At 54.5% G+C, this 22,192-nt stretch carries 17 protein-coding genes and 4 tRNA genes; 5 read left to right on the forward strand and 16 right to left on the reverse strand.

Annotated elements, in window-relative coordinates; all coding sequences use genetic code 11:
- The 11 genes from U2W12_RS16540 to U2W12_RS16590 form a co-directional block, all read right to left on the reverse strand.
- A partial coding sequence (locus U2W12_RS16540; RefSeq protein WP_326498850.1) for a GTP-binding protein occupies positions 1–116 on the reverse strand: 116 nt, incomplete at its 3' end.
- A gap of 31 nt (positions 117–147) precedes the next feature.
- A tRNA-Thr gene (locus U2W12_RS16545) sits at positions 148–223 on the reverse strand.
- Positions 224–243: 20 nt separating this feature from the next.
- Positions 244–317 (reverse strand) — tRNA-Gly (locus U2W12_RS16550).
- Positions 318–334: 17 nt separating this feature from the next.
- Positions 335–419 (reverse strand) — tRNA-Tyr (locus U2W12_RS16555).
- Positions 420–502: 83 nt separating this feature from the next.
- Positions 503–1,069 carry an aminoacyl-tRNA hydrolase gene (gene pth / locus U2W12_RS16560; RefSeq protein WP_326501801.1) on the reverse strand — a complete coding sequence of 189 codons (567 nt, stop codon included), beginning with the start codon at positions 1,067–1,069 and terminating at the stop codon, positions 503–505.
- Positions 1,070–1,077: 8 nt separating this feature from the next.
- The gene (locus U2W12_RS16565; protein WP_326501802.1) at positions 1,078–1,680 is read right to left on the reverse strand and encodes a 50S ribosomal protein L25/general stress protein Ctc; all 603 of its coding nucleotides are present in this window, start codon (positions 1,678–1,680) and stop codon (positions 1,078–1,080) included.
- Positions 1,681–1,721: 41 nt separating this feature from the next.
- Positions 1,722–2,660, reverse strand: coding sequence for a ribose-phosphate diphosphokinase (locus U2W12_RS16570; RefSeq protein WP_326501891.1), 939 nt, complete (start codon positions 2,658–2,660; stop codon positions 1,722–1,724).
- Positions 2,661–2,717: 57 nt separating this feature from the next.
- Positions 2,718–2,792 (reverse strand) — tRNA-Gln (locus U2W12_RS16575).
- A gap of 4 nt (positions 2,793–2,796) precedes the next feature.
- Positions 2,797–3,678 carry a 4-(cytidine 5'-diphospho)-2-C-methyl-D-erythritol kinase gene (gene ispE, locus U2W12_RS16580; RefSeq protein WP_326501803.1) on the reverse strand — a complete coding sequence of 294 codons (882 nt, stop codon included), beginning with the start codon at positions 3,676–3,678 and terminating at the stop codon, positions 2,797–2,799.
- Complete coding sequence (gene lolB / locus U2W12_RS16585; RefSeq protein ID WP_326501804.1) at positions 3,659–4,309, reverse strand: lipoprotein insertase outer membrane protein LolB; 651 nt, start codon at positions 4,307–4,309, stop codon at positions 3,659–3,661. The genes ispE and lolB overlap by 20 nt, the downstream gene beginning before the upstream one ends.
- A gap of 19 nt (positions 4,310–4,328) precedes the next feature.
- Positions 4,329–6,071, reverse strand: a complete 1,743-nt coding sequence (locus tag U2W12_RS16590; protein WP_326501805.1) for a tetratricopeptide repeat protein — start codon at positions 6,069–6,071, stop codon at positions 4,329–4,331.
- Between the two features lie 172 nt (positions 6,072–6,243).
- Between U2W12_RS16590 and hemA the strand changes: the two genes are divergently transcribed.
- From hemA to U2W12_RS16610, 4 genes are all read left to right on the forward strand, one after another.
- Positions 6,244–7,503: a glutamyl-tRNA reductase gene (gene hemA / locus U2W12_RS16595; protein ID WP_326501806.1), complete on the forward strand. Its 1,260-nt coding sequence runs from the start codon at positions 6,244–6,246 to the stop codon at positions 7,501–7,503.
- Positions 7,500–8,585, forward strand: coding sequence for a peptide chain release factor 1 (prfA, locus tag U2W12_RS16600; RefSeq protein WP_326501807.1), 1,086 nt, complete (start codon positions 7,500–7,502; stop codon positions 8,583–8,585). Before hemA ends, prfA begins: the two co-directional genes overlap by 4 nt.
- Positions 8,586–8,590: 5 nt before the next feature.
- On the forward strand, positions 8,591–9,430 hold the full coding sequence (prmC, locus tag U2W12_RS16605) for a peptide chain release factor N(5)-glutamine methyltransferase (RefSeq protein WP_326501808.1): 840 nt from the start codon (positions 8,591–8,593) through the stop codon (positions 9,428–9,430).
- 68 nt (positions 9,431–9,498) lie between these two features.
- The gene (locus U2W12_RS16610; protein ID WP_326501809.1) at positions 9,499–9,921 is read left to right on the forward strand and encodes a M67 family metallopeptidase; all 423 of its coding nucleotides are present in this window, start codon (positions 9,499–9,501) and stop codon (positions 9,919–9,921) included.
- A gap of 138 nt (positions 9,922–10,059) precedes the next feature.
- Here U2W12_RS16610 and U2W12_RS16615 read toward each other — a convergent pair whose 3' ends face one another.
- The 4 genes from U2W12_RS16615 to nifJ all read right to left on the reverse strand — a co-directional run bounded on the left by U2W12_RS16615 (position 10,060) and on the right by nifJ (position 17,125).
- Positions 10,060–11,742: an AarF/UbiB family protein gene (locus tag U2W12_RS16615; protein ID WP_326501810.1), complete on the reverse strand. Its 1,683-nt coding sequence runs from the start codon at positions 11,740–11,742 to the stop codon at positions 10,060–10,062.
- Between the two features lie 24 nt (positions 11,743–11,766).
- Positions 11,767–12,396, reverse strand: coding sequence for a DUF6781 family protein (locus U2W12_RS16620; protein WP_326501811.1), 630 nt, complete (start codon positions 12,394–12,396; stop codon positions 11,767–11,769).
- Between the two features lie 89 nt (positions 12,397–12,485).
- Positions 12,486–13,505, reverse strand: coding sequence for a dihydroorotate dehydrogenase-like protein (locus tag U2W12_RS16625; RefSeq protein WP_326501812.1), 1,020 nt, complete (start codon positions 13,503–13,505; stop codon positions 12,486–12,488).
- A complete protein-coding gene (gene nifJ, locus U2W12_RS16630; protein ID WP_326501813.1) occupies positions 13,502–17,125 on the reverse strand; it encodes a pyruvate:ferredoxin (flavodoxin) oxidoreductase in 3,624 nt (1,207 codons plus the stop codon). The genes U2W12_RS16625 and nifJ overlap by 4 nt, the downstream gene beginning before the upstream one ends.
- Before the next feature lie 192 nt (positions 17,126–17,317).
- Between nifJ and U2W12_RS16635 the strand changes: the two genes are divergently transcribed.
- Positions 17,318–19,708 (forward strand): ATP-binding protein, encoded by a 2,391-nt coding sequence (locus U2W12_RS16635; protein WP_326501814.1) that lies wholly within the window; start codon positions 17,318–17,320, stop codon positions 19,706–19,708.
- A gap of 35 nt (positions 19,709–19,743) precedes the next feature.
- Here U2W12_RS16635 and U2W12_RS16640 read toward each other — a convergent pair whose 3' ends face one another.
- The gene (locus tag U2W12_RS16640) at positions 19,744–21,654 is read right to left on the reverse strand and encodes a PAS domain-containing protein (protein WP_326501815.1); all 1,911 of its coding nucleotides are present in this window, start codon (positions 21,652–21,654) and stop codon (positions 19,744–19,746) included.
- Between the last annotated feature and the right edge of the window lie 538 nt (positions 21,655–22,192).

Consider the following 22,192-nt stretch of genomic DNA (forward strand, 5'->3'; position numbering starts at 1 on the left):
AATTCCGCCATAACTTTGGTCAGCGCTGCCGTCAATGTGGTTTTGCCGTGGTCAACGTGTCCGATGGTGCCGACGTTAACGTGTGGCTTGCTACGGGAAAATTTCTCTTTGGCCATGTGAATAAACCTTTAAAAACATTCAAATATCTGGAGCCCATAACCGGATTTGAACCGGTGACCTCTTCCTTACCAAGGAAGTGCTCTACCTACTGAGCTATATGGGCAGCGTCACAGAATTCTTTTTTGGAGCGGGTGATGGGAATCGAACCCACGTGATCAGCTTGGAAGGCTGGAGTTCTACCATTGAACTACACCCGCAGAACTTCAAAAAAAGTTGGTGGAGAGGGGAGGATTCGAACCTCCGAAGGCAGAGCCGGCAGATTTACAGTCTGATCCCTTTGGCCGCTCGGGAACCTCTCCGATAACGAGTTAGTCGCACATTATCTTTTATTAAAAACACCCTGTCAAGAAAAGATTAAGCAGATAACCTAAAAAAACCAGTCCTATGCATTAATCCTGTTCATTACCGCGTCGATTTCGCCCGCCGCCAATTGCGGCACAAAATCTAGCCCGGTTTTGATCGCAGCATCCAGCAAATCCGATTCCTGCCTTGACGGCGCGGACAACACAAATTCAGCAACCGCCTTCCCTGCTGGAGGCCTACCTATTCCCAATCGCAAACGATAGAAATCTTTCGTACCCAAATGCGCAATGATGTCGCGCAAACCGTTATGACCGGCATGACCACCGTCTTTCTTCAACTTGACGACGCCCGGATTGAAATCAAGCTCGTCATGCACAACCAGCAATTGCTCCGGCTGTAATTTATAATACTTCAGCAGCGCACCAACCGACTGACCGCTTCGATTCATAAAGGTCGCCGGCTTCAGCAGCAAGAGTTTTTCGGACGCGACCTTACACTCTGCAACCTCACCAAAAAACCGGGCCACCTCCGTGAACGCCACCCCGCACTCGCGCGCAAGATAATCCACAAACAAAAACCCGGCATTGTGCCGGGTCTTCTCGTATTGCCGCCCTGGATTTCCCAAACCAACAACAAGCTTTATCACTTTTTCAATCAGACAGCCGATTCGTCTTGACCTGCTTTACCAGCCATCATCGACACAACCGGCAAGTCATGCTCGGGACCTTGAGCCAACGCCACAATCTCGACGCCCGCAGGCAATACGAGATCCGAAAGATGAATCGACCCCCCAACATCCAGCTTAGCCAGATCAACCGCTATAAACTCAGGCAATACACCCGGCAAGCACGAAACTTCTACATCAACCAGGGAATGCGCCGCAACGCCGCCTTTTTTGCCGCCAACAGAGGTGCTTTCGTTGATGAAATGCAACGGAACATGCACCTTGATTGCTTCGGACATGCTAACTCTCATGAAATCGAGATGCATGACCTGGAATTTTGCCGGATTACGCTGCACGCCCTTCAAAACCGCTTTTTCGGTTTTACCATCAATCGTGACATCGAGAATATGAGAGTAAACCGCCTCATGCTCAAGATGCTTGATCACTTCATTATGATTCAAAACCAGCATTTGCGGGTCTTGATGACCACCGTATATCACCGCCGGCACACTGCCCTGGCGACGCACATTTCTTGCCGCGTTTTTTCCCGACTGCCCACGAGCCTGAGCAACAAATTCAAATACGTTAGACATTTTTCTTAACCCCGCGCTTCAACGCGCAAAACTTTATTCTATCAATCGACATACAGCGAACTGACCGACTCACCGACCGCAATGCGCCTGATCGTTTCAGCTAATAACTCGGCGACGCTAAGCTGCCTGATTCTCCCCAGCGCCTCAGCCTCGGGCCGCAAAGGAATCGTATCGGTCACCACCAACTCATCCAGGACTGAGCGCTCGAGATTCGAGATAGCCGCCCCCGACAACACGGCATGCGTACAATACGCAACCACCTTGATTGCGCCATGGTCTTTCAACGCCTTCGCCGCATGACACAAGGTGCCCGCCGTATCAACAAGATCATCGACCAGAACACAACTGCGCCCATCAACATCGCCAATGATGTGCATCACCTCGGAGACATTGGCTTTCGGTCTGCGCTTGTCGATGATCGCCAGATCCGCATCATCGAGCCTTTTGGCTAACGCCCGCGCTCTTACAACCCCACCAACATCGGGCGACACCACCATCAATCTATGATATTTCTGTCGCCATACATCACCCAACAAAATCGGCGAGGCATACACATTATCAACAGGAATATCAAAAAAACCTTGAATCTGGTCAGCATGCAAATCGACTGTCAACAAACGATGCGCACCCGCCTGCTCGATCATTTTCGCAACCAGCTTCGCGGTGATCGGCACCCGCGCCGAGCGAGTCCGCCTGTCCTGCCTGGCGTAGCCGTAATAAGGGATCACCGCAGTGATTCTTGATGCCGACGCCCGCTTCAACGCGTCGATCATCACCAACAACTCCATCAAGTTTTCATTATTCGGCGAACAGGTCGGCTGGATAACAAAAACATCCTTGCCGCGGACGTTTTCTCCAATTTCGACAGCGACCTCTCCGTCGCTAAATCGACCCACGCTCGCCAAACCGAGCCGCATATTGAGCTTTCTTACAATACCTTCTGATAAAGCCAGATTGGCATTTCCGGAAAACACCATCATTGCGGATTCATTCATTTTTTATCACTCCTAAAATGAACTCGACTTGATGCGGGAAAATGGCTGGGTCGCAAGGATTCGAACCTTGGTATGCGGGGATCAAAACCCCGTGCCTTACCGCTTGGCGACGACCCAATAATTATGAAATATTTTTTACAGCCCGCAGCTTCGCATACAAAGGAGACTCATTAAGCCCCTTGACCAAATAGCATTGCCATTTGCCTGCAAGCGCCTGATATGCGCTTTTCGCGGACTGCTCCGAATTAAACTGCGCAAACACACAAGCCCCTGTCCCTGTCAGCCTGCCTTGCGCAAATTCGGACAAAGCAATCAAAGCTTCCCCAACTGCTTTATAACGCCGACCCACAACATCTAGACAATCGTTTTGACATTGCCCGGCGATAAAGTCGGCCATTTTGATTGATTTACTATCTCGTGTCAAGTTTTTATCCGAAAAAATTTCTCCGGTATTCACATGGCAATCCGGACGGATTACGACAGTCCAGCATTCAGGCACTCGAATCGGCTCCAGCAGCTCGCCAACACCCTCGCCCCAGGCTGCCTGACCGAACACAAAGACCGGCACATCGGCGCCCAACCGTAAGCCAAGATGCATCAACCGCTTTATCGGCAGACCTAGCCCCCATAAATGATTCAGCGCCACCAACGTCGTTGCAGCGTCCGAACTACCGCCACCTAATCCGCCACCCATCGGCAATTTTTTTTCGACTTCGATCGCAACCCCTCCTGCATAACCGGTCTCAGCTTTTAGCAATCGCGCCGCCCTCACCGTCAAATCATCCGATTCCGCCACGCCTGGCAGCGTTCGAAAAAGACTGACCCGATCTTCACAGATCGGATGAAAAGTGATCCAGTCGCACAAATCGATGAACTGAAATACCGTCTGCAACAGATGATAGCCATCGGCGCGTCGCCCGATGATACGCAACATCAAATTCAATTTTGCCGGCGCGGGCCATTTCTCCGCCCATGCCGACAAATTAGTGTGCATTTCTGCCATTGAGAGTCCATTGATCGATGATCAGTTTTAATTTGACTCGGTCATTCGCGACCGACATTTTACGCGGCAACAGCAACTGTCCGACCGGCTGCATTGCCTGGAACGCAACCGTCCAGCCTGACTGCTTGAAGCCGCTATCGGCGTCTTCCACATCCTGACCGGGCTCAGGCAGACCGAGCACCCAGTAACGTAGCGAAGCGACCGGCACAAACACGCCCAATTGCCGATTGATGAAACCCTCGGGATCGCCAGACGACTCGACCTTGCCGTCGCCCTGCGCCACCGTGACGACATTGCCGGCCAGATGAATCATGACAGCCCCCTGCCCCAACGGCCCCGACAACTTGATTTGTTCGTCATCACGCTGATGCGCCCAGGCCAGATCGGCAGTCCAGGAATCGCGCTCGCCCGTCAATGCAACCCGGCCTTCCAACGACCACGGCTCCAGGCGATATAGCTCCTGATTTATAGCTTTTGAATAAGATATTTCGGGCGGAACCGCAGTGAATAGAGCACAGCCCGGCAGTGCGGCCGCTAACGCCGCGCAAAGCAGCCATTTTGCTTTTTCCTGCACCCGCGCGAACCCTTTCCATCCAACATCGGAAGAGCAATAGATTTCGTTCTGCATCATCAATACGCGATCAGGCCGATCATTCCGCGCGGTTCAATATTCTTTGCTTGAAATCGAGCAAATATTCGTCATCCGGCGCAGCCTTAATAGCTTTGTCGAACAACTGTCTCGCCTCGTCTTTTCTCCCCAAGGCCCAGAGCACTTCGGCGATATGTGCAGCAATCTCGTTTTCTCTCTGTTTCGCATAAGCCCGCTGCAGATACTCTAAGGCTTTTTGAGCATGACCCTGCTTGAACAACAGCCATCCGTAGCTATCCAGAATAACCGGCTCATTAGGCTGCAGTCTCAAAGCATGCAGCAAATATTTCTCGGCTTCGTCCAGACGCGCTGGAAAACTCAACAGCGTATAACCAAGCGCATTTAGCGCTTCCGGATTATCCGGGGATTGCGCGAGAATTTTTTTCAGATCGGACTCCAGCACATCCAGTTTGTCGATCCGCTCGGCGAGCAATGCACGAGTGTAGAGTAACTCCTTGCTGTCCGGCTGCTCAGAAAGCGCCGCAGTCAGGACATCATAGGCTTCTTGATAATGTTTCTGCTGATTCAGCAATTCCGCCTTCATCAGCGTAATACGGATCCTTTCCTTTGGAAAACTGTCTTGCATAGACTCCAAACGCGAAATAGCTTCATCATACTGCTTGTCATGCGCGAGCAGATTGACCGCGGCGACGCCCGCCTCGAAATTGAAAGGCTCCGCTCTAACCTGATCATACCAGTTCAGTGCTTTTTTAATGTTATCGCGCTTTTCCTCCAGCTTGCCGAGGTAAAACCTAGCCTGCTCCCGCCATTCGTTTTCATCAAGCAGTTTCTTCAAAATCCTTTCGGCTTCGTTGTCCCGATCCAACTGCATATCCACCAGAGCCAACGCGAGCCAGCTTTCAAAATCCTTCGGATCTTTTTCAACCAGTGCTTGATAGACCTTGCCTGCCTCATCGTACTCACCGGTCTTGATCAACAGCTGCGTCAGCATTTTGCTGATTTTTTGATTGTCTGGATATTTCAGATGGACGTTGCGCAACAAGCCAACCGCTTTCGGCAAATCGCCAGACAATACCGCAATCTGCGCCTGGAAAGCCAACGCCTTGTCCCAATCAGGCTGAAATTTCAACGCCTGCTCGACCTTTTTTTCGGCAAGATCCTGATTTTTCATCTGCATCGCGATGATCGACTGGAGATAATAAATGATCGCCTGATCCGGTTTCTTGACCGACAACGCTTCCAGCGAGTCGTAAACGACCGGCAGCTTGCCTTCGCTTTGGAGTGCGTTTGCAATTTCCAGCACCGCGCTCTCGAAACCGGCCGGATCGCTGTCCAAAATTGCGGCCAGATGTTCCTGCGTTTTTTGTTGGTCCCCATCCTTCAAGCTGGTCAATACCGCGAGTTTTCTCGCGGTAAGATTCCGCGGCTCCTTTTTTAGCCATAACGCCAGCGACTTTTTTAATTTTTTCGCATCCTTCAGATACATCGCGATCATCGCCGCCCTTTCGGCAGGCTTCGGATCCTTGACCCGCTTAGCCGCTTCGATATAACCTTCATAGGCCAGTTCGTACTGCCCGCGCTGACCGGCAATCTCCGCCGACATCAGCATAAACAGTACGTCCTGGTCGATTTCTGTTTTCGCCTCGCTTTGTTTCGGGAGTTCTTTTTTGATCGACTGAGCGGAAGCTGCCGGCGTCACGGGCTCTTGCGGTTTTTCTGGCGAGCTGGCGCAACCATTGAGTAGAATAAGGGCTAACACCGCAAACAATCTAAAAATTAACACAAAAACGTCCTATAATTCGTCAGGCCTAAGATTATAAGGAAAATCGGATGATTCACGCATCTAAATTTATTCCTATCGGCTCAAGTAAAATACGCTAATCACATCTGCATAGACACACGAATGAATGTAAAGCTCAATCCGGCAGCCGCCGTTTGAAATTATCGATAAAACCATGACGCTTCTTGCCGTAGGACTCAATTACAATACCGCCCCGCTTGCGGTCCGCGAACGCCTGGCTTTCCCTACCGAAATACTGGATTCGGCCTTACAGGAACTGGCGCGCCTCCAAGAAATCCGTGAAGTGGCAATCCTGTCTACCTGCAACCGCACCGAGTTTTATTGCACGACCGATTCGCCGGACGGGCAGATATTGGTCGATTGGGTCGCCAGCAGCCGAGATATCCGCCCCGCCGACTTCGCGCCGTATTTATATTGCCATACCGACACCCAATTAATCCGCCACATGTTCCGCGTCGCCAGCGGACTGGATTCGATGATTCTTGGCGAACCGCAGATTCTCGGACAAATGAAAACCGCCTATCAGGCCGCGCTCGAAGCCGGCACGATAGGCAAACAACTCGGCAAGCTGTTTCAATCGACCTTCAGTGCAGCGAAGAAAGTCCGCACCGACACTGCGATCGGCTCGAGCCCGGTTTCGGTCGCCTTTGCCGCAGTGCAAATGGCGCAGCAGATTTTCGACAGCCTCAGCGATCAAACCGCGCTGTTGATCGGCGCCGGCGAAACCATCGAACTGACCGCCCGACACCTGACACAGCAAGGCATCGGGCGCATCATCATCGCGAACCGCACCTATGATAAGGCGCATACGTTGGCGATGCAATTCAACGGCTTTGCGATCGCCTTATCGGAACTGCCGAATCATCTGGAAGAAGCCGACATCGTGATCTCCTCGACCGCCAGCCAATTGCCTATCCTCGGCAAAGGCCGTGTCGAGAGTGCACTGAAAAAACGCAAACACAAACCGATGTTCATGGTCGATCTAGCCGTGCCGCGCGACATCGAAGCGGAAGTCGAACAACTCCGGGACGTTTACCTTTACACCGTTGACGATCTGAAAAACACGATCGATCAAAACATGAATTCTCGCCGCCAGGCCGCCGAGCAAGCCGAGGAGATCATCGACACGCAGGTCGGCAATTTTCTGGCCTGGTTGCGCGCGCAAGGCGCCCAGACGACGATTCAGGATTATCGCCGGCAGGCAGAACAGATTAGAGAAGAAGCTTTGCAAAAAGCGCTCGCCATGTTAAAAAATGGCGCGCCGCCCGAAGAAGCATTGAACCGGTTGGCCCATAGCTTGACTAACAAGCTGATTCATACTCCGAGCGCGCAAATAAGAGCCGCTGCCGAAAACGAAAGACACGACCTGATCGCCGCGGCTCGCGAAATTCTGAAATTACAACACTCTCAATGAAAGACTCCATCAAACTCAAACTGGAAAATCTAAGCGAACGTTACGAAGAAATCGCCTCCCTCCTCTCCCAACCAGAAGTTCAAAACAATCAAAAGCAGCAGCGCTCATTGAGCCAGGAATACGCACAGATCGGCCCCCTGGTCGATTGCTTTCGGCGTTATGAACAGGCCCAAACGCAGCGCCAATCCGCCCAGGACATGGCCAATGACAGCGACCCGGAACTGCGCGAGATGGCTCGCGAGGAAATCCGCGACGCGGAGGCGCTGATCGAAGCACTCGAACACGAACTGCAGATCCTGTTGCTGCCGAAGGATCCGAACGATAACCGCAATATCTTTCTCGAAGTACGCGCCGGCACCGGCGGCGATGAAGCGGCAATTTTTTCCGGCGATCTTTCCCGCATGTATCAGCGCTATGCCGAACGCAAGGGCTGGCAAACCGAAGTGATCAGCGAAAACCCCGGCGAGCATGGCGGCTATAAAGAAATCATCCTGCGCGTCTCCGGGCGCGACGTATATTCGCAATTGAAATTCGAATCCGGCACACACCGGGTACAGCGCGTTCCCGAAACCGAATCGCAAGGCCGCATCCATACCTCGGCCTGCACGGTCGCGATCATGCCCGAAATCGATGAAGTCGATGCGATCGATATCAATCCGGCCGACCTACGTATCGACACCTACCGCTCGTCGGGCGCCGGCGGTCAGCACGTCAACAAAACCGAATCGGCGATCCGGATTACCCATATTCCGACCGGCGTAGTGGTCGAATGCCAGGACGAACGTTCGCAGCACAAAAACCGCGCCCGCGCAATGTCGCTGCTGCAATCGCGGCTGCTTGCCGCGGAGCAGGAAAAGCAAAGTTCCGAACAGGCCAGAGCGCGCAAATTGCAGGTCGGCTCAGGCGACCGCTCCGAGCGCATCCGCACCTACAACTACCCGCAAGGCCGCCTGACAGACCACCGCATCAACTTGACCCTTTACAAACTCGACGACATCATGGAAGGCGGTCTCGAACAAGTCGTACAGCCACTGATCAGCGAGCATCAAGCGGAACTTCTGACCCAACTGGGCGAAGACTAAGCCGGATGACCACGATAGCAACGTTACTCAGGGATGCGGTCGCCATACTCGCTGCCGGTTCCGACTCGGCCGCGCTCGATGCGGAAATCCTGCTGAGCCTCGCGCTGGACAAGCCCAGGTCATATCTTCGCGCCTGGCCGGACCGAGAGCCGGTGGCGGATCAAATCGAGCGTTTCAATGCGTTGCTTCAGCAACGGCATCAAGGTGCGCCGATCGCCTATCTGACCGGACGCCGCGAATTCTGGTCGCGCGACTTTCAGGTTACCCCCGACGTGCTGATTCCGCGCCCCGAAACCGAACTCCTGATCGAAATCAGCCTGACCCTGCTTCCGAAAGATCAACCGGCGAAACTCATCGACCTCGGCACCGGCTCAGGCATCATTGCGATCACGCTGGCCAAGGAGTTGCCGAATGCCGAAGTGACCGCGACCGATTTGAGCCTAGCCGCGCTGAAGATCGCCAAACACAATGCATCAGAACATCAAGCCGATCGTATTCGCTTCATTCATAGCAACTGGTTCGCCTCGGCGCCGCCGGAAAAATTCGATCTAGTAATCAGCAATCCGCCTTATATCGCCGAAAACGACAGCCACCTCGATCAGGGCGATTTGCGCTTCGAACCCAGATCCGCGCTAACCGCGCCGCACCAGGGCCTCGCCGACATTCAAACGCTTGCAAGCGACGCCCGTCCTTACCTGAAAACCGGCGGCCATCTCCTGGTCGAACACGGTTACGATCAGGAACACGCCGTGCAGTCGATTTTTCGGAATTTGGGTTATGATAGCGTGCAAACTTATAAAGATTTGTCCGGGCGGCCCCGGGCAACGTATGGAAGAAATCGATAGGCGAAAGGCAAAAAGCTGAAGCAATATCCCTTTCGCCTTGTCCCTTTCACCTTTAGCTTGAATTCGCCATGCACGCACAAGAAGAAATCCACATCCCGCGCAAACTCGCCCAACAATTACTGCACATCGCCCAAAACTCTCCTGACGCCGAAATTTGCGGACTGGTCGGAGGCAAAAACGGCGTCCCGACGACCTGCTATCCGGTCTCAAATGTTGCCGATCACCCCGAACAGCGCTTTCTGCTCGACGCCAAACAGCAAATCGCCGCGATGGCCGCAATGCGCGATCAGGACGAACAACTCTTTGCGATCTATCATTCGCACCCGGCCGCACCCGCGCGCCCATCATCGACAGACCTCGAACAGGCGGCCTATCCCGAAGCGCTGTATCTGATCATTTCATTGAATACCAAAGGCATACTCGAAATGCGCGGCTTCAAAATCGCCGCGAAGAACGCGACAGAAATCCCCTTGACGCTAAGCGAAAATTAGCCGGACAGCCAATTCTAATTCGTCAAATTTTGCCACTCACGCCAGGAACAAGCATTCCGCAGCATGTTTGATTTCTACACGAACTTTTAGATTCACAAAGAAGGGCATGGAGGAAATCAAGCAACCTTTAAGTCCTTCCTAACTGCCCTTATTACTGCGCCAGATCGAAAACAGCAGCCAGAGGCCGCCGAGAAAGGCGAAGATGTAACCAAAGAACCCCAAAACCGGCAGGCTGAGGATTGCGTTTTCGCCTTTGACGGTCATGATGATCGAGGTGCCGATGATCAGCGCGGCGGTCACGATGCCCATCGTCAGCCGGCTGATCGCCACGTCGATCTTGTCGACATACTGGCCGATACCTTTCACGTTGATATCGACCTGGATCGCGCCTTTCCGGGAGGCTCTGAGCAACTGGTGCAGTTCTTTCGGAAATGCGGACAACAGATCGACGATGCCGATCAGATTGCGCCAGCCGCGCTTTGCCATCACATCCGGCCGGTAGCGGTCCGCCATCAATTGTTGCAGATAGGGCGCGGCAAACACCAGCGTATTGAAATCCGGATCGAGATGGCGGCCGAAACCGTCGAGCGTGACATAGGCCTTGATCAATAACGCCAGATCCGGCGGCAGCGTCAAATTGTGATCGCGCAGGATCGCCAAAAGATCGCCCAGCATCATTTGCAGACTTAAGTCCTTCAGTGAACGCGAACTGTATTGATCGACAAACGCGTCGATTTCGATCGCCAGAGCCTGCTCATCGGTCTTGATCACTCCGGACCAGTCCTCGAGAATTTCGACGACTTTCATCGGCATCCGGTTGACCATGCCGTATAAAAACGTAATCACCTGTCCGCGACGTTCTTCGGTCAGCCGTCCCATCATGCCGAAGTCGATGAAGGCAAGCCGGTTATCCGGCAGATAAAACACATTCCCGGGGTGAGGGTCGGCATGAAAAAAACCGTCTTCCATGATCATTTTCAATACGGCCTTGGCCCCGCGTTCGGCGAGCAATTTTCTGTCCAATCCGGCCCGATCCAAAGCAGCCAGATCCCGGCCTGGAATACCCTCGATATATTCCTGCACATTCAGCCGTTCGCCGGTCAATTCCCAATGGATGGCGGCAATTTTGATGTCCTGGTTGGCGGCCAAATTGCCGGCAACCCGTTCGGCGTGGCGGCCTTCCGCGGCAAAATCGAGCTCGCCCCGGAGCGATTGCGAAAACTGCCGAAAAATCTCGCGCGGATGATAGCGGCGGAGTTCCGGCACATCGGTCTCGATCACTTCGACGACCCGATTCAACAGCCTCAAATCGGCCTCGATGATACGGCGAATGCCGGGCCGGCGAATCTTCAGGATTACCGGGGTGCCGTCCTTAAGAATGGCCCGATGCACTTGCGCCAAGGAGGCTGCGGCCAGCGGCTCACGGTCGATAGCCAGGAAGATTTCGTCAATATCGCCGCCGATGTCTTCCTGCAACTGCGGAATCAATTCGTCGAATGGAAGCGACGGCACTTCATCCAGCAACTTTTCGAATTCCGCGATATAAGGCGGCGGAAACAGATCCATCCTGGTAGCGAGAATCTGCCCCATCTTGATGAAGGTCGGCCCGAGATCCTCCAGCACGCGCCGTACCCGGTGCGGGGTATCGAGAACCGCATATTCCTCGACGCGTTGCCAATGCAAGGTTTTGCCGAGGCGTTCCAGCGCGCGCCCGACGCCGAGCGCATGCACGAGCCCTCCGAAACCGTAACGGATCAGCACCGTCGCAACATCCTGAGCCCGGCTTAAGTCCTTGGCCGCATTGATCAATTCCCACAACATGGATTTATGTTTTAATCTCTATTTCTATTTGCGAGGCTTTTCAGGATTGAGGCTCTCGGCGATCCCCGCCAAAAACCCGGAGGCTATTTTCGCCAGCGCCGAAGTCGTTACCGCTGCGCCGGTCATCACGGCTTGTTGTCCGGAAATCCTGAGATTATCGAGGCCCTCCAGAATGATTTGGCTTTGCTTTCCGACCGCCGTGCCGTTCGCCCGTGCATGGGAGAGAAAATCCCTGGCTATTTTGGATGCGGTCTCATTGCTGTGCCGGCCAACCGTTTCGATCGTATCGAGAAACAATCCCTCCAGGCTTTTCAAATCTTCGGCCGCCCGCTTGAAATCGTGGCTGGAAAACTCATCCACATTCGCCGCCGCCTCCTCGATCGCCAGTTTGGAGGCTTCGGCGGTTTTTGTCAGGGCGTCGTCCAGCGCCTCGGTCGATTGTTTGAATGCGTGTTTGGCCGGATCGTAGTGATGGCTCAAGCCGTCGCTCATGCCTTTCAGCACGGATTCCATCACGTCCTTGATGTTGTCGATATCCAGCGTCCGTTCGGTCAAAGCCTTCAGCGTAATGCTTCTAACCCGTTCGTAAATGTCGACTCCGGATTCGACAGTCTCACGGACTTCTTTTTCAACTTGCTGCATCGTATCGTTCATGGCGTATCTCTCTGCTAATCGAAAAATGGAAAATTATTGTCATGATTAGAAATGGCCTTTTCAGCAAGGTTCCGCGGCAAAGGCAGGTGTCAACTTCTCACGCCTGGAGCCCGGCTGTAACTATCGAGCAGATTCAGATAATTTGAGCGCTCGAAAATGCCGGGATTCGCGCAGCGTTGCTTGCTCAGTTGTCCCTTCAGTTCATGCAGCGATGCTACTTCATGCCGGATCAGCCAATCCCGCAAGCCGTTTTTGATCGTGCCGAGATAGGCCGGTCCGTGCTCAAGCAAGACCGAGCACAATTGCGTCGCGTCCGCACCCGCCAGGATCAGCTTCAACGAATCCTCGACGGTGCGCACGCCGCTGGTCGTCGCGATCGACAGTTTGACCTTGCCGTACAACAGCGCGACCCAACGCAATGACAATTGGCTATCGGCGGAACGCGACCATTGCAACTGCGAAGTGACTTGCATATTATCCAGATCGATATCGGGCTGATAAAAACGATTGAACAGCACGACACCATCGGCTCCGGCCTGTTCGAGCCGCTTCACGAAATGCGCGAGACCGGTAAAATATGGCGACAATTTCATCGCGATCGGTATGGAGACCTGCCGGCGCAGTTCGCTTAAAAGCTCCAGATAACGCGCCTCGATCTCGACGCCGGATTCGTCAATGTCGGCGCTCAGATAATATACATTCAATTCGAGCGCATCGGCGCCGGCCTCCTGCAGCGCTTTGCCGTGTTCGACCCAGCCGTCCAGCGACACGCCGTTCAGACTCGCGATCACCGGAATGGTCAACGACTGTTTGAGCCTGGCCAATTGCTCCAGATACTGGTCGAGACCGTGCTGGTAGCCGCTGTCGACAGGCAAAAAGCTGTCGGCCTCGACATGCCCGATGCTTTGGTTAATCAGAAACCGGGCCGCTGTTTCTTCCTGCTGCCGCAGCTCTTCCTCGAACAATGAATACATCACGATCGCTCCGGCCCCCGCATCTTCGAGCTTCTTTGCCGAATCGAGACTGCGCGACAGGGGCGAGGCCGAGGCGACCAGGGGACAGGTCAGTTTCAGGCCCAGATAGTCGGTGCTTAAATCAATGCCGCTCATGCTTTTTCTCCTGGGTTTGCGGGCTTGCCGGCCGCATGGCTTGGCGCATCCCCCGTCTTCGTGAAAACCTTATCCGCGAGTTCGCGGTAATGGCGGTAGCGCGCGTTCACGTCCTGCTGCGATTGCTGCAAGAATCGTTCCGAATCTTCCGGATGGGTCCGACTGAGCAGGCTGAAGCGCGCCTCGGTCAGCGCATAATCGCGGAACGGCAGCGACGGTTTCTGGCTGTCGAGCTGCAACGGATTATTGCCTTCCCGCTCCCGGCGCGGATCGTAGCGGAGCAGCGGCCAATGCCCGCTGCGCACCGCCATGTCCTGCTGGCGGAGATTGTTCGACAAATCGACGCCGTGCGCGATGCAGGGACTGTAGGCGATGATCAGCGAGGTGCCCGAATACGACTCGGCTTCCAGGAACGCGCGCAGGGTTTGCGTATCCTTCGCGCCATAGGCGACCTGCGCGACATAGACCTGTTCATAATCAATCGCCAGCCGCGCCAGGTCTTTCTTCGGAGTCGATTTGCCGCCGGCCGCAAACTTCGCGATCGCGCCGCGCGGCGTCGCTTTCGACATCTGGCCGCCGGTATTCGAATACACCTCGGTATCGAGCAGCAGGATGTTCACGTCGCGTCCGGACGCGAGCACATGATCAAGGCCGCCGTAGCCGATGTCGTAGCCCCAGCCGTCGCCGCCGATGATCCAGACGCTGCGTTTGACCAGCGTATCGGCGACGCCGAGCAGACGCGCCGCGGCATCGTTGTTTAGCGCTTTCAATCGTTCCTTCAATACTGCAACCCGCGCGCGCTGTTCGTAAATCCCCGCCTCGCCGCTCTGATCGGCGTTCAAGATCGCGTCGGTCAGCTCCGCGCCGATCTCGCCCCGGAAACCTACCAGCAACTCCTCCGCATATTCCTTCTGCTTGTCGATCGCGATCCGCATGCCGAGACCGAATTCGGCATTGTCCTCGAACAGGGAATTCGCCCAGGCCGGCCCCCTGCCCTCGCTATTCCGGCTCCACGGCGTGGTCGGAAGATTGCCTCCGTAAATCGACGAACAGCCGGTCGCATTCGCGACCACCATCCGGTCGCCGAACAGTTGCGTCGCGAGCCTGATGTAAGGCGTTTCGCCGCAGCCGGCGCAGGCGCTCGGAAACTCGAACAGAGGACGCAGATGCATCGCCTCCGGAATCTTGTTGTGATGCAGCGCGCCGCGCTCGAAATCCCGGATGCTCTCGAAAAACCGCCAGTTGACGCTTTCCTGTTCGCGCAGCGGCGGCTGCGGGGCCATGTTGACCGCCTTGCGCTCCGGCTTCAAAGGATCGCGGATCGGACAGACGTCCACGCACAGGCTGCAACCGGTGCAATCCTCCGGCGAGACCTGATAGCTGATCAACAGATTCTCGAACGCTTTGCTCTTGACCGGCACCCATTTGAACGTCTGAGGTGCGTCTTTGACCTGTTCCGGTGCAAAAACCTTGCTGCGGATCACGCTGTGCGGGCAGACGAACACGCATTTGCCGCACTGCGTGCAGAGGTCGCTTTCCCAGACCGGAATTTCGAGCGCCAGATTGCGTTTGTCCCAAACCGAGGTCGCGGTCGGAAAGGTACCGTCGGCCGTTAAAAAGCTGACCGGCACCGCATCGCCCCGGCCGGCGATGATTTCGCCGGTCACATTTTTGATGAACTCGGGAGCGTAGTCCGGCACCGGAGTAGGGATTTCGAGTTGGCTGGTAGCGTCGCCCGGCACCGCAATGCGGTGCAGATTGGCCAGCGCCGCGTCGATCGCGTTCAGATTAGCCGTGAGTATCCGTTGGCCGGCCTTCTGATAGGTTTTTTGCACGGCCGCCTTGATCGCGGCAATTGCCTCATCCTTCGGAATGATCTCGATCAACGCGAAAAAACAGACTTGCATGATCGTGTTGATCAGGCGCCCGAGTCCTGAAGCCTCGGCGATCGCATACGCATCGATCGTATAAAACGCGATCTTTTTCTCGATCATCGCGGCCTGCATCGACCGCGGCAGCGACGACCAGACCTGACCGGCGGGCAGCGGCGAATTAAGCAAAAATACGCTGTCCGTAGCAGCCTTGTCGAGCATCCGGTAACGCTCCAGAAACACCGACTGATGGCAGGCGACAAAACCGGCCTCGTCGTTGCCGATCAGGTAAGTCGACCGGATTTTTTGTTTGCCGAAGCGCAGATGCGACACGGTCACCGCTCCGGATTTGCGCGAGTCGTAAACGAAATAGCCCTGCGCGTAACCCTGCGTCTTGTCGCCGATGATCTTGATCGAATTCTTGTTCGCGCTGACCGTGCCGTCGCTGCCCAATCCGTAAAACAGCGCGTTGACCGCCTGTTTCGAGATGTCAGTGCGGAAACTTGCATCCCATGGCAAACTGGTATGACTGACATCGTCATCGATGCCGATCGTAAACTGATTTTTCGGCTGCGGATTGTCAAGTTCGTCGAAAACGGCCTTGGCCATGCCGGGCGTGAATTCTTTCGACGACAGTCCGTAACGGCCGCCGATCACTTTCGGCAAAGTGGCGAAGCGTGGCTCGGCACTCATCGCATTTTGTGCGAGCGCGGTCAGTATGTCCTTATACAAAGGCTCACCGTCCGCACCGGCTTCCTTGGTGCGGTCCAACACAGCAATACCGCGCAGCGTCTTCGGCATTGCTTCCAGCAAGGCCTCGGCACAGAAAGGCCGAAACAGCCGGACTTTGATCAGGCCAATTTTTTCGCCGCGCGCCACGAGATGCTCGACCGTTTCCTCGACCGTTTCGCAGCCCGAACCGATCAGGATGATCGCCTTTTCGGCGTCTTCGCGGCCGACATATTCGAAAAGCCGGTAGCGGCGGCCGGTCAATTCTGCAAAGCGGTCCATCGCGTCCTGAACGATGCCGGGCATCGCTTGATAGTAAGGGTTGACCGTTTCGCGCGCCTGGAAATAGATGTCCGGGTTCTGCGTCGAACCGCGCAGAACCGGATGCTCCGGGGACAAGGCTCGCCGCCGGTGCGCCTCGATCAATTGATCATCGATCAGCGCACGCACCGTTTCCAGAGCTATCGGCTCGATGCTGACGATTTCATGCGAGGTCCGAAAGCCGTCGAAAAAATGTACGATAGGTATCCGCGCCGCCAGCGTCGCGACCTGTGCGATCAGCGCGAAATCCTGCGCTTCCTGCACCGAATTGGACGCCAGAAACGCAAAACCGGTGGATCTGGCGGCCATCACATCGCTGTGATCGCCAAAGATCGACAGCGCCTGGCTCGCCAGCGACCTGGCCGCGACATGGAACACCGCCGGAGTCAGTTCCCCGGCGATTTTGTACATGTTCGGAATCATCAACAACAAGCCTTGCGACGCGGTGAACGTGGTTGCCAGCGCGCCGTTCTGCAGGGCGCCATGTATAGCGCCGGCCGCTCCCGCTTCGCTCTGCATTTCGATGATGCTCGGCGTCGTGCCCCAAAGATTCTTGCGCCGCTCGGACGCCCACTTGTCTGCCAATTCGCCCATCGGCGACGCCGGCGTTATCGGATAAATCGCAATTACTTCACTGGTCAAATACGCGATCGTGGCGGCGGCTTCGTTACCGTCGATCGTGGTTTTGGTCTTTTGCATACACATTACCTGATCATCATAAAGGCCTTGACTACCCAATTCCACATCGATTGTACTCTAAATGCCCTGACTCGGCTTTCGATAAATCAAGAGCCAGGCGTCTTGCCTGAAGTAGGCTGAGGTGTTTTTCGATACGGTCATGAAAAATGGTAGAATGGCCGGTTCTTTCTTTAGATTTCATCCGAACGCTTAATGACCACTGTCTCCAAACTGGCTGTCGAATCACTGAAGCTGCATATCGATCTGACCGGCGTCGACCTACAGGCATCGTCTGTGCGGCATGCGCCGATACTGGGGCAAGCCCGGGCACAATCGGCGCTCGAGTTCGGCGTCGCGATGACTCGTCACGGCTATAATATTTATGTAATGGGCGAGCCGGGCCTTGGTCGACTGTCGATGATCAGCCAGCATCTGGACGCGCTCGCCGAAAAGCAACCGGCCCCGTCGTCCTATGCCTATGCCGATAATTTTCAGAATCCGCGCGAGCCGGTCGCGATCGAATTGCCTCCGGAATATGGCGCGACATTCAGCGCTGACATCGAACAATTGATTGACAATCTGCTCGCGACCTTCCCGGCCGCCTTCGAAGGCCCGACTTATCAACAAAAAAAGACCGCAATCGAGCGCCATTTCAACCAGTATTACAACAATGCGATCGATCTTGTCGATCAGAAAGCGCTGTCGATGAGCATTGCGCTGTTCCGGGAAAGCGAACAGATTTCGTTCGCGCCGATCCGCGACAACAAAGCGCTCGACGACAATCAGTTCACGCAATTGCCGCAGGCCGAACGCGACATCTTTCACAAGCAGGTCGAGGAGCTTGAGGAATATTTGAGCGATGTGCTGCTCGAATTGCCGCAATGGCGGAGGGCGCTGGTCGAAAAGATCAAGCAGCTCGATAACGACACGATCAGTCAGGCGATTGAGCCGTTGTTCGCCGAACTGAACAACAAATACCAAAATATCGATGATGTGATCACTTATCTCGCCGAAATCGACAAAAATCTGCGCAGCACGATTCCCGAATATCTGATGCCGGGACGGACGGTTGATCCCCGCGAATTTGCGAATCGGAAGCTGGTGCTAACCGAACTCTATGCGCCGAATATCCTAGTCGACAACAAGATCGAACACGGCGCGCCGGTCATTCACGAACCGCATCCGATCTATCAAAACCTGTTCGGACGTATCGAGTATGTCAGCGAACAGGGCACGCTAGTCACTAATTATCGGCGTATCTGCGCGGGCTCCTTGCACCGGGCGAACGGCGGCTATCTGATTCTCGATGCGGAAAAAATGCTGAACTACCCATTCGTCTGGGAAGGTTTGAAACGCGCACTGCAGGCGGGAAAAATCGAAATCGAATCACCCTATTCGGATATTGGCATCAATACAATTACCCTGAAGCCGGAAGTGATTCCGCTGAATGTGAAGGTGATTCTGGTCGGTTCCCGGCACATCTATTATCTGCTCGAGGAACTGGACAGCGAATTCAACGAAATGTTTAGAATCCTGGCCGATTTCGACAGTTACATTGCGCGCGATGCCAGCACAATGCAGCAGTTCGCTCTGTTAATGAACCGTCATGCGAGGGATTCCGGCGCGAAACCGTTGACCCGGACCGCGATCGAAGCGTTGATCGAACACAGCTGCCGACTGGCCGAAAATCAGCATCACTTTTCCGCGCACATCACCGATTCGCTCGACATCATCGGCGAGGCGAATCTATTCAGCATGAAGGCGAATCTTGACCGCATCGACCGAGCACAGATCGAACAAGCGCTGGCCGCGCGCGAATTCCGTAATGGCCGCATCGCCGAGATCATGCTCGAAGAAATGCTCGACGGCACGATCCTGATCGATACCGAAGGCGAAGCGATCGGCAAGATCAACGGTCTGACCGTGCTCGAAATCGGCGGCAGCAGCTTCGGCGCGCCGGCGCGGATCACCACGACCGTGTATCCGGGCTCGCGCGGCATCGTCGATATCGAAGGCGAAGCGGAACTCGGCCTGGCGATCCACTCGAAAGGCGTGATGATCCTGACCGGCTATCTCGGCCATACCTACGCGCAACAGTTTCCGCTGGCGATTTCGGCCAGCATCGCGATCGAGCAGTCCTACGGTGAAATCGACGGCGATAGCGCCTCGCTGGCCGAACTGTGCTGCCTGATTTCGGCACTGACCCGCACGCCGATCAAACAGTCGTTTGCATTGACCGGTTCGATCAATCAATACGGCGAGGTGCAGGCGATCGGCGGCGTGAACGAAAAAATCGAGGGTTATTTCAGGCTTTGCAAGGCGCGCGGCCTGGACGGCCATCATGCGGTGATCATTCCCGCCGCTAACAAACGCAACCTGATGCTGAAGCAGGACGTGATCGATGCGGTCGCGCAAGGATTGTTTGCCATTTATGCGGTGTCGAGCGTCGATGAAACGCTCGAATTACTGACCGGCCAACTGGCCGGCACGGTCGATCATGACGGTAATTATCCGGAAAACAGCATTAACGCCAAAGCCATTTCCATGTTGAAGGAAATTTCGGATATGGCGAATGCCGATGAGGAGAAGGGCGAAGGTGCCTAGTAGTAAGAAGGGCGAGCCAACGCCCCCCTTTTCATTTAAATTTTGGCTCGCATTTGATAAGGCGCTTCATAGTCATTGTGATACAAAAACTGTAAACCGGCGTCTACATTGCGATCGATGAAGCCGCCATTCAAATCCCACAACACAGTCACTTGCGTACATTTTTGCGGATGCACGCGAATCTGCAAATAATCGGACAGCAGCCAAATCATGTAGAGACCGGCGCCGTTTTCCCTGGCTTCAATACCTTCTTCCATCGCCTGCGCCAAACTCTTGAAAAAAATGCCGGGCGTCAAGGTTCCCCAATAATCGGTAATCATTAGCCCGAGAATATCGCCGCCCCGCGCGACATCAACACTGATTTCCTCAAATGTCGACAATTCCCTCGCTTCGCCTTTAGCATAATATGGCATTCCGCTGCTGTCGCGGGGCGCCGAGTACAAGCTGTTTTCGATCATTTCGTCCAGCACGGCCAACAAGGCGTCGAGAATATCGTTCGACAGATTATCCTTTTCCCTAAGCCAGGCATAAACGGATTCGGCAACGGAAGTATCGTGATCGGTATGTTTCAATTCGAAATGTCGATATTCGGACTTGCCGGGCATCAGCGCATACAAATCGTCATCGAGCGATTCGTTATGCTGGTTCAAAAGACGGTTCCAGCCCAGCTTATTACAAAACTCGTTATGCCGAGGCAGAATCCGGCAAATACGATCCTGATCAAAGTGTCCGGGAAAACCGGAATAACCGTCTTCAGTAAAAAATGCAATGGTGTCCTTCGCCGCCTGGGCAACCGGACTCTCGCTGCGGCAGTACAGGGATTCCGGCATACGAATAATATTGCCGGCTTCGCTGTTTCCGATGCCGCGATTCAGCGGATCATCCCCAGCCGCCAGGACTTCTTCCGACATCCGGGCGTTGAATTGCAGCACTTTGGCGGCAGGCCGTTCCCCAGCCGGCTTGCGCTCGAAAGCCTCAGACGCGGTGATCAGAAACATGGCCGGCTTTCCGGAGGCGGGCTCTTCGATCACCGTCATTTCCCACACCATAGGCATTTTTTTACCTGAAGAAACCAACATGGGCGCTTCGATTTGAGCCCGCGTACCGATCGCGCCTGACATCATGCCGTTAAACAGCGTCTGCAATTCATGCCGCCGATCGGCCGGAATAAAACGCTCAAAAAAACCGCAGCCCTTGATTTCGTCGCCGCCCCAGCCGCTATGCAGTTCGGCATGGCGATTCGCCAGCACCACGTTGCCGTCCGCATCCAGACCGAAAATATGGACCTGCGCGGTATCGATCACCTTGTCCGCCAGAATTTTTTCCTGCCGCATTCGCAATGCGCTTTCCTGCAATTGTTTCAGTAACGGCTGCAACAACAAGACGCCGATCATCACCAAGGAACCGAGCGAAACGGCAAACATCCAGTGCTGTTTGTTCGCGGTATCGCCGAGCATGGATTCGCTTTGCCGCAGATGTAGCGAACCGACGCTGCGCATTTCCTGCAACAAACGAGGAGACAAAGAGTCAAGCAATTGACTCAGCTCAGGATGGTGACTGCTCAATTGCTGTGCCGGGATCTTTTGCAGCTTTTTGGCGGCCGCGGTATAGTCCTTCAGCAGCGTATCCAAGGACTTGTTCCGATTCGCGCCCGGTGCGGCATGCGCCTGTTCCAACCGGTCGAGGCCGCCGAGAATCTTTTCGTCGCTGGCAAACGCGGCATTACTGTCATCCGCGATGGCTTTCCTGATCAAACCCAGGTTGATCGTCTGAACGGTTTCCGCTTGTTCAGCGCTCGCTTTAACCCGCGCCAGATTGCCTTGCTGATCGCGAATCCCGAAGGCCATCATCAAATAAGCGATGGTCACCGCTCCGCCCAACACATACAGCACCTGCATGGAATGTTGCAGCAATCGGCCGGGAACTCGTCGAAAAATGTCTTGCATCGGGTTTTCTCCAGTCATGTGTTATCGTCCCCACGTATAGAATGATTCGCCGGTTTATCCGGTTCTCCGCACGGATAGCCCGGCATGACCAGCACAGGATGCTTTTTTCAACACACTAAATATGCTTGCCCTGCCGAAAAACCTAAAGAAATTCTCGAGCTTTTTATTCAACGAATAGCAGGGAAGCAACGTGTGTCAAAAGGGCGGATGAATTCGAGCATCACTGCGTGACTGATAACAAAGATAACGCAAAATAATGTTTTTGCATGAACTTGACGGAAGCCGTGCAAATCAGCGATGGAAAAGGCGACTCCGTGCAGGGCAACATTGTCGACGCAATGCTGCCGCAGAGAAAGGGCAAAAAGCTATGTTTTCAATACATTATGGGTGATGCGCGGTATGTCCGGCATGCCTCAGACAGCCTTACCTACTGCAAATAATGTTTTGGTAATGCGAACTATTGCATACAATTGATGCATCAGAGGTTGCGGAAAATTATCGGTTGCCGACGTCGAATGACTCGTAACAGGTTAGAGCC

The organism is Methylomicrobium sp. Wu6 (assembly GCF_035916875.1).
In the GTDB taxonomy this organism is placed as follows: Bacteria; Pseudomonadota; Gammaproteobacteria; order Methylococcales; family Methylomonadaceae; genus Methylomicrobium.

Bases quoted from the DNA above. Each gene is read 5' to 3' on its own strand.
- U2W12_RS16565 (WP_326501802.1), bottom strand. From the start codon at position 1,680: ATGTCTAACGTATTTGAATTTGTTGCTCAGGCTCGTGGGCAGTCGGGA.
- U2W12_RS16570 (WP_326501891.1), bottom strand. From the start codon at position 2,660: ATGATGGTGTTTTCCGGAAATGCCAATCTGGCTTTATCAGAAGGTATT.
- ispE (WP_326501803.1), bottom strand. From the start codon at position 3,678: ATGGCAGAAATGCACACTAATTTGTCGGCATGGGCGGAGAAATGGCCC.
- lolB (WP_326501804.1), bottom strand. From the start codon at position 4,309: ATGATGCAGAACGAAATCTATTGCTCTTCCGATGTTGGATGGAAAGGG.
- hemA (WP_326501806.1), top strand. From the start codon at position 6,244: ATGACGCTTCTTGCCGTAGGACTCAATTACAATACCGCCCCGCTTGCG.
- prfA (WP_326501807.1), top strand. From the start codon at position 7,500: ATGAAAGACTCCATCAAACTCAAACTGGAAAATCTAAGCGAACGTTAC.
- prmC (WP_326501808.1), top strand. From the start codon at position 8,591: ATGACCACGATAGCAACGTTACTCAGGGATGCGGTCGCCATACTCGCT.
- U2W12_RS16610 (WP_326501809.1), top strand. From the start codon at position 9,499: ATGCACGCACAAGAAGAAATCCACATCCCGCGCAAACTCGCCCAACAA.
- U2W12_RS16615 (WP_326501810.1), bottom strand. From the start codon at position 11,742: ATGTTGTGGGAATTGATCAATGCGGCCAAGGACTTAAGCCGGGCTCAG.
- U2W12_RS16620 (WP_326501811.1), bottom strand. From the start codon at position 12,396: ATGAACGATACGATGCAGCAAGTTGAAAAAGAAGTCCGTGAGACTGTC.
- U2W12_RS16625 (WP_326501812.1), bottom strand. From the start codon at position 13,505: ATGAGCGGCATTGATTTAAGCACCGACTATCTGGGCCTGAAACTGACC.
- nifJ (WP_326501813.1), bottom strand. From the start codon at position 17,125: ATGCAAAAGACCAAAACCACGATCGACGGTAACGAAGCCGCCGCCACG.
- U2W12_RS16635 (WP_326501814.1), top strand. From the start codon at position 17,318: ATGACCACTGTCTCCAAACTGGCTGTCGAATCACTGAAGCTGCATATC.
- U2W12_RS16640 (WP_326501815.1), bottom strand. From the start codon at position 21,654: ATGCAAGACATTTTTCGACGAGTTCCCGGCCGATTGCTGCAACATTCC.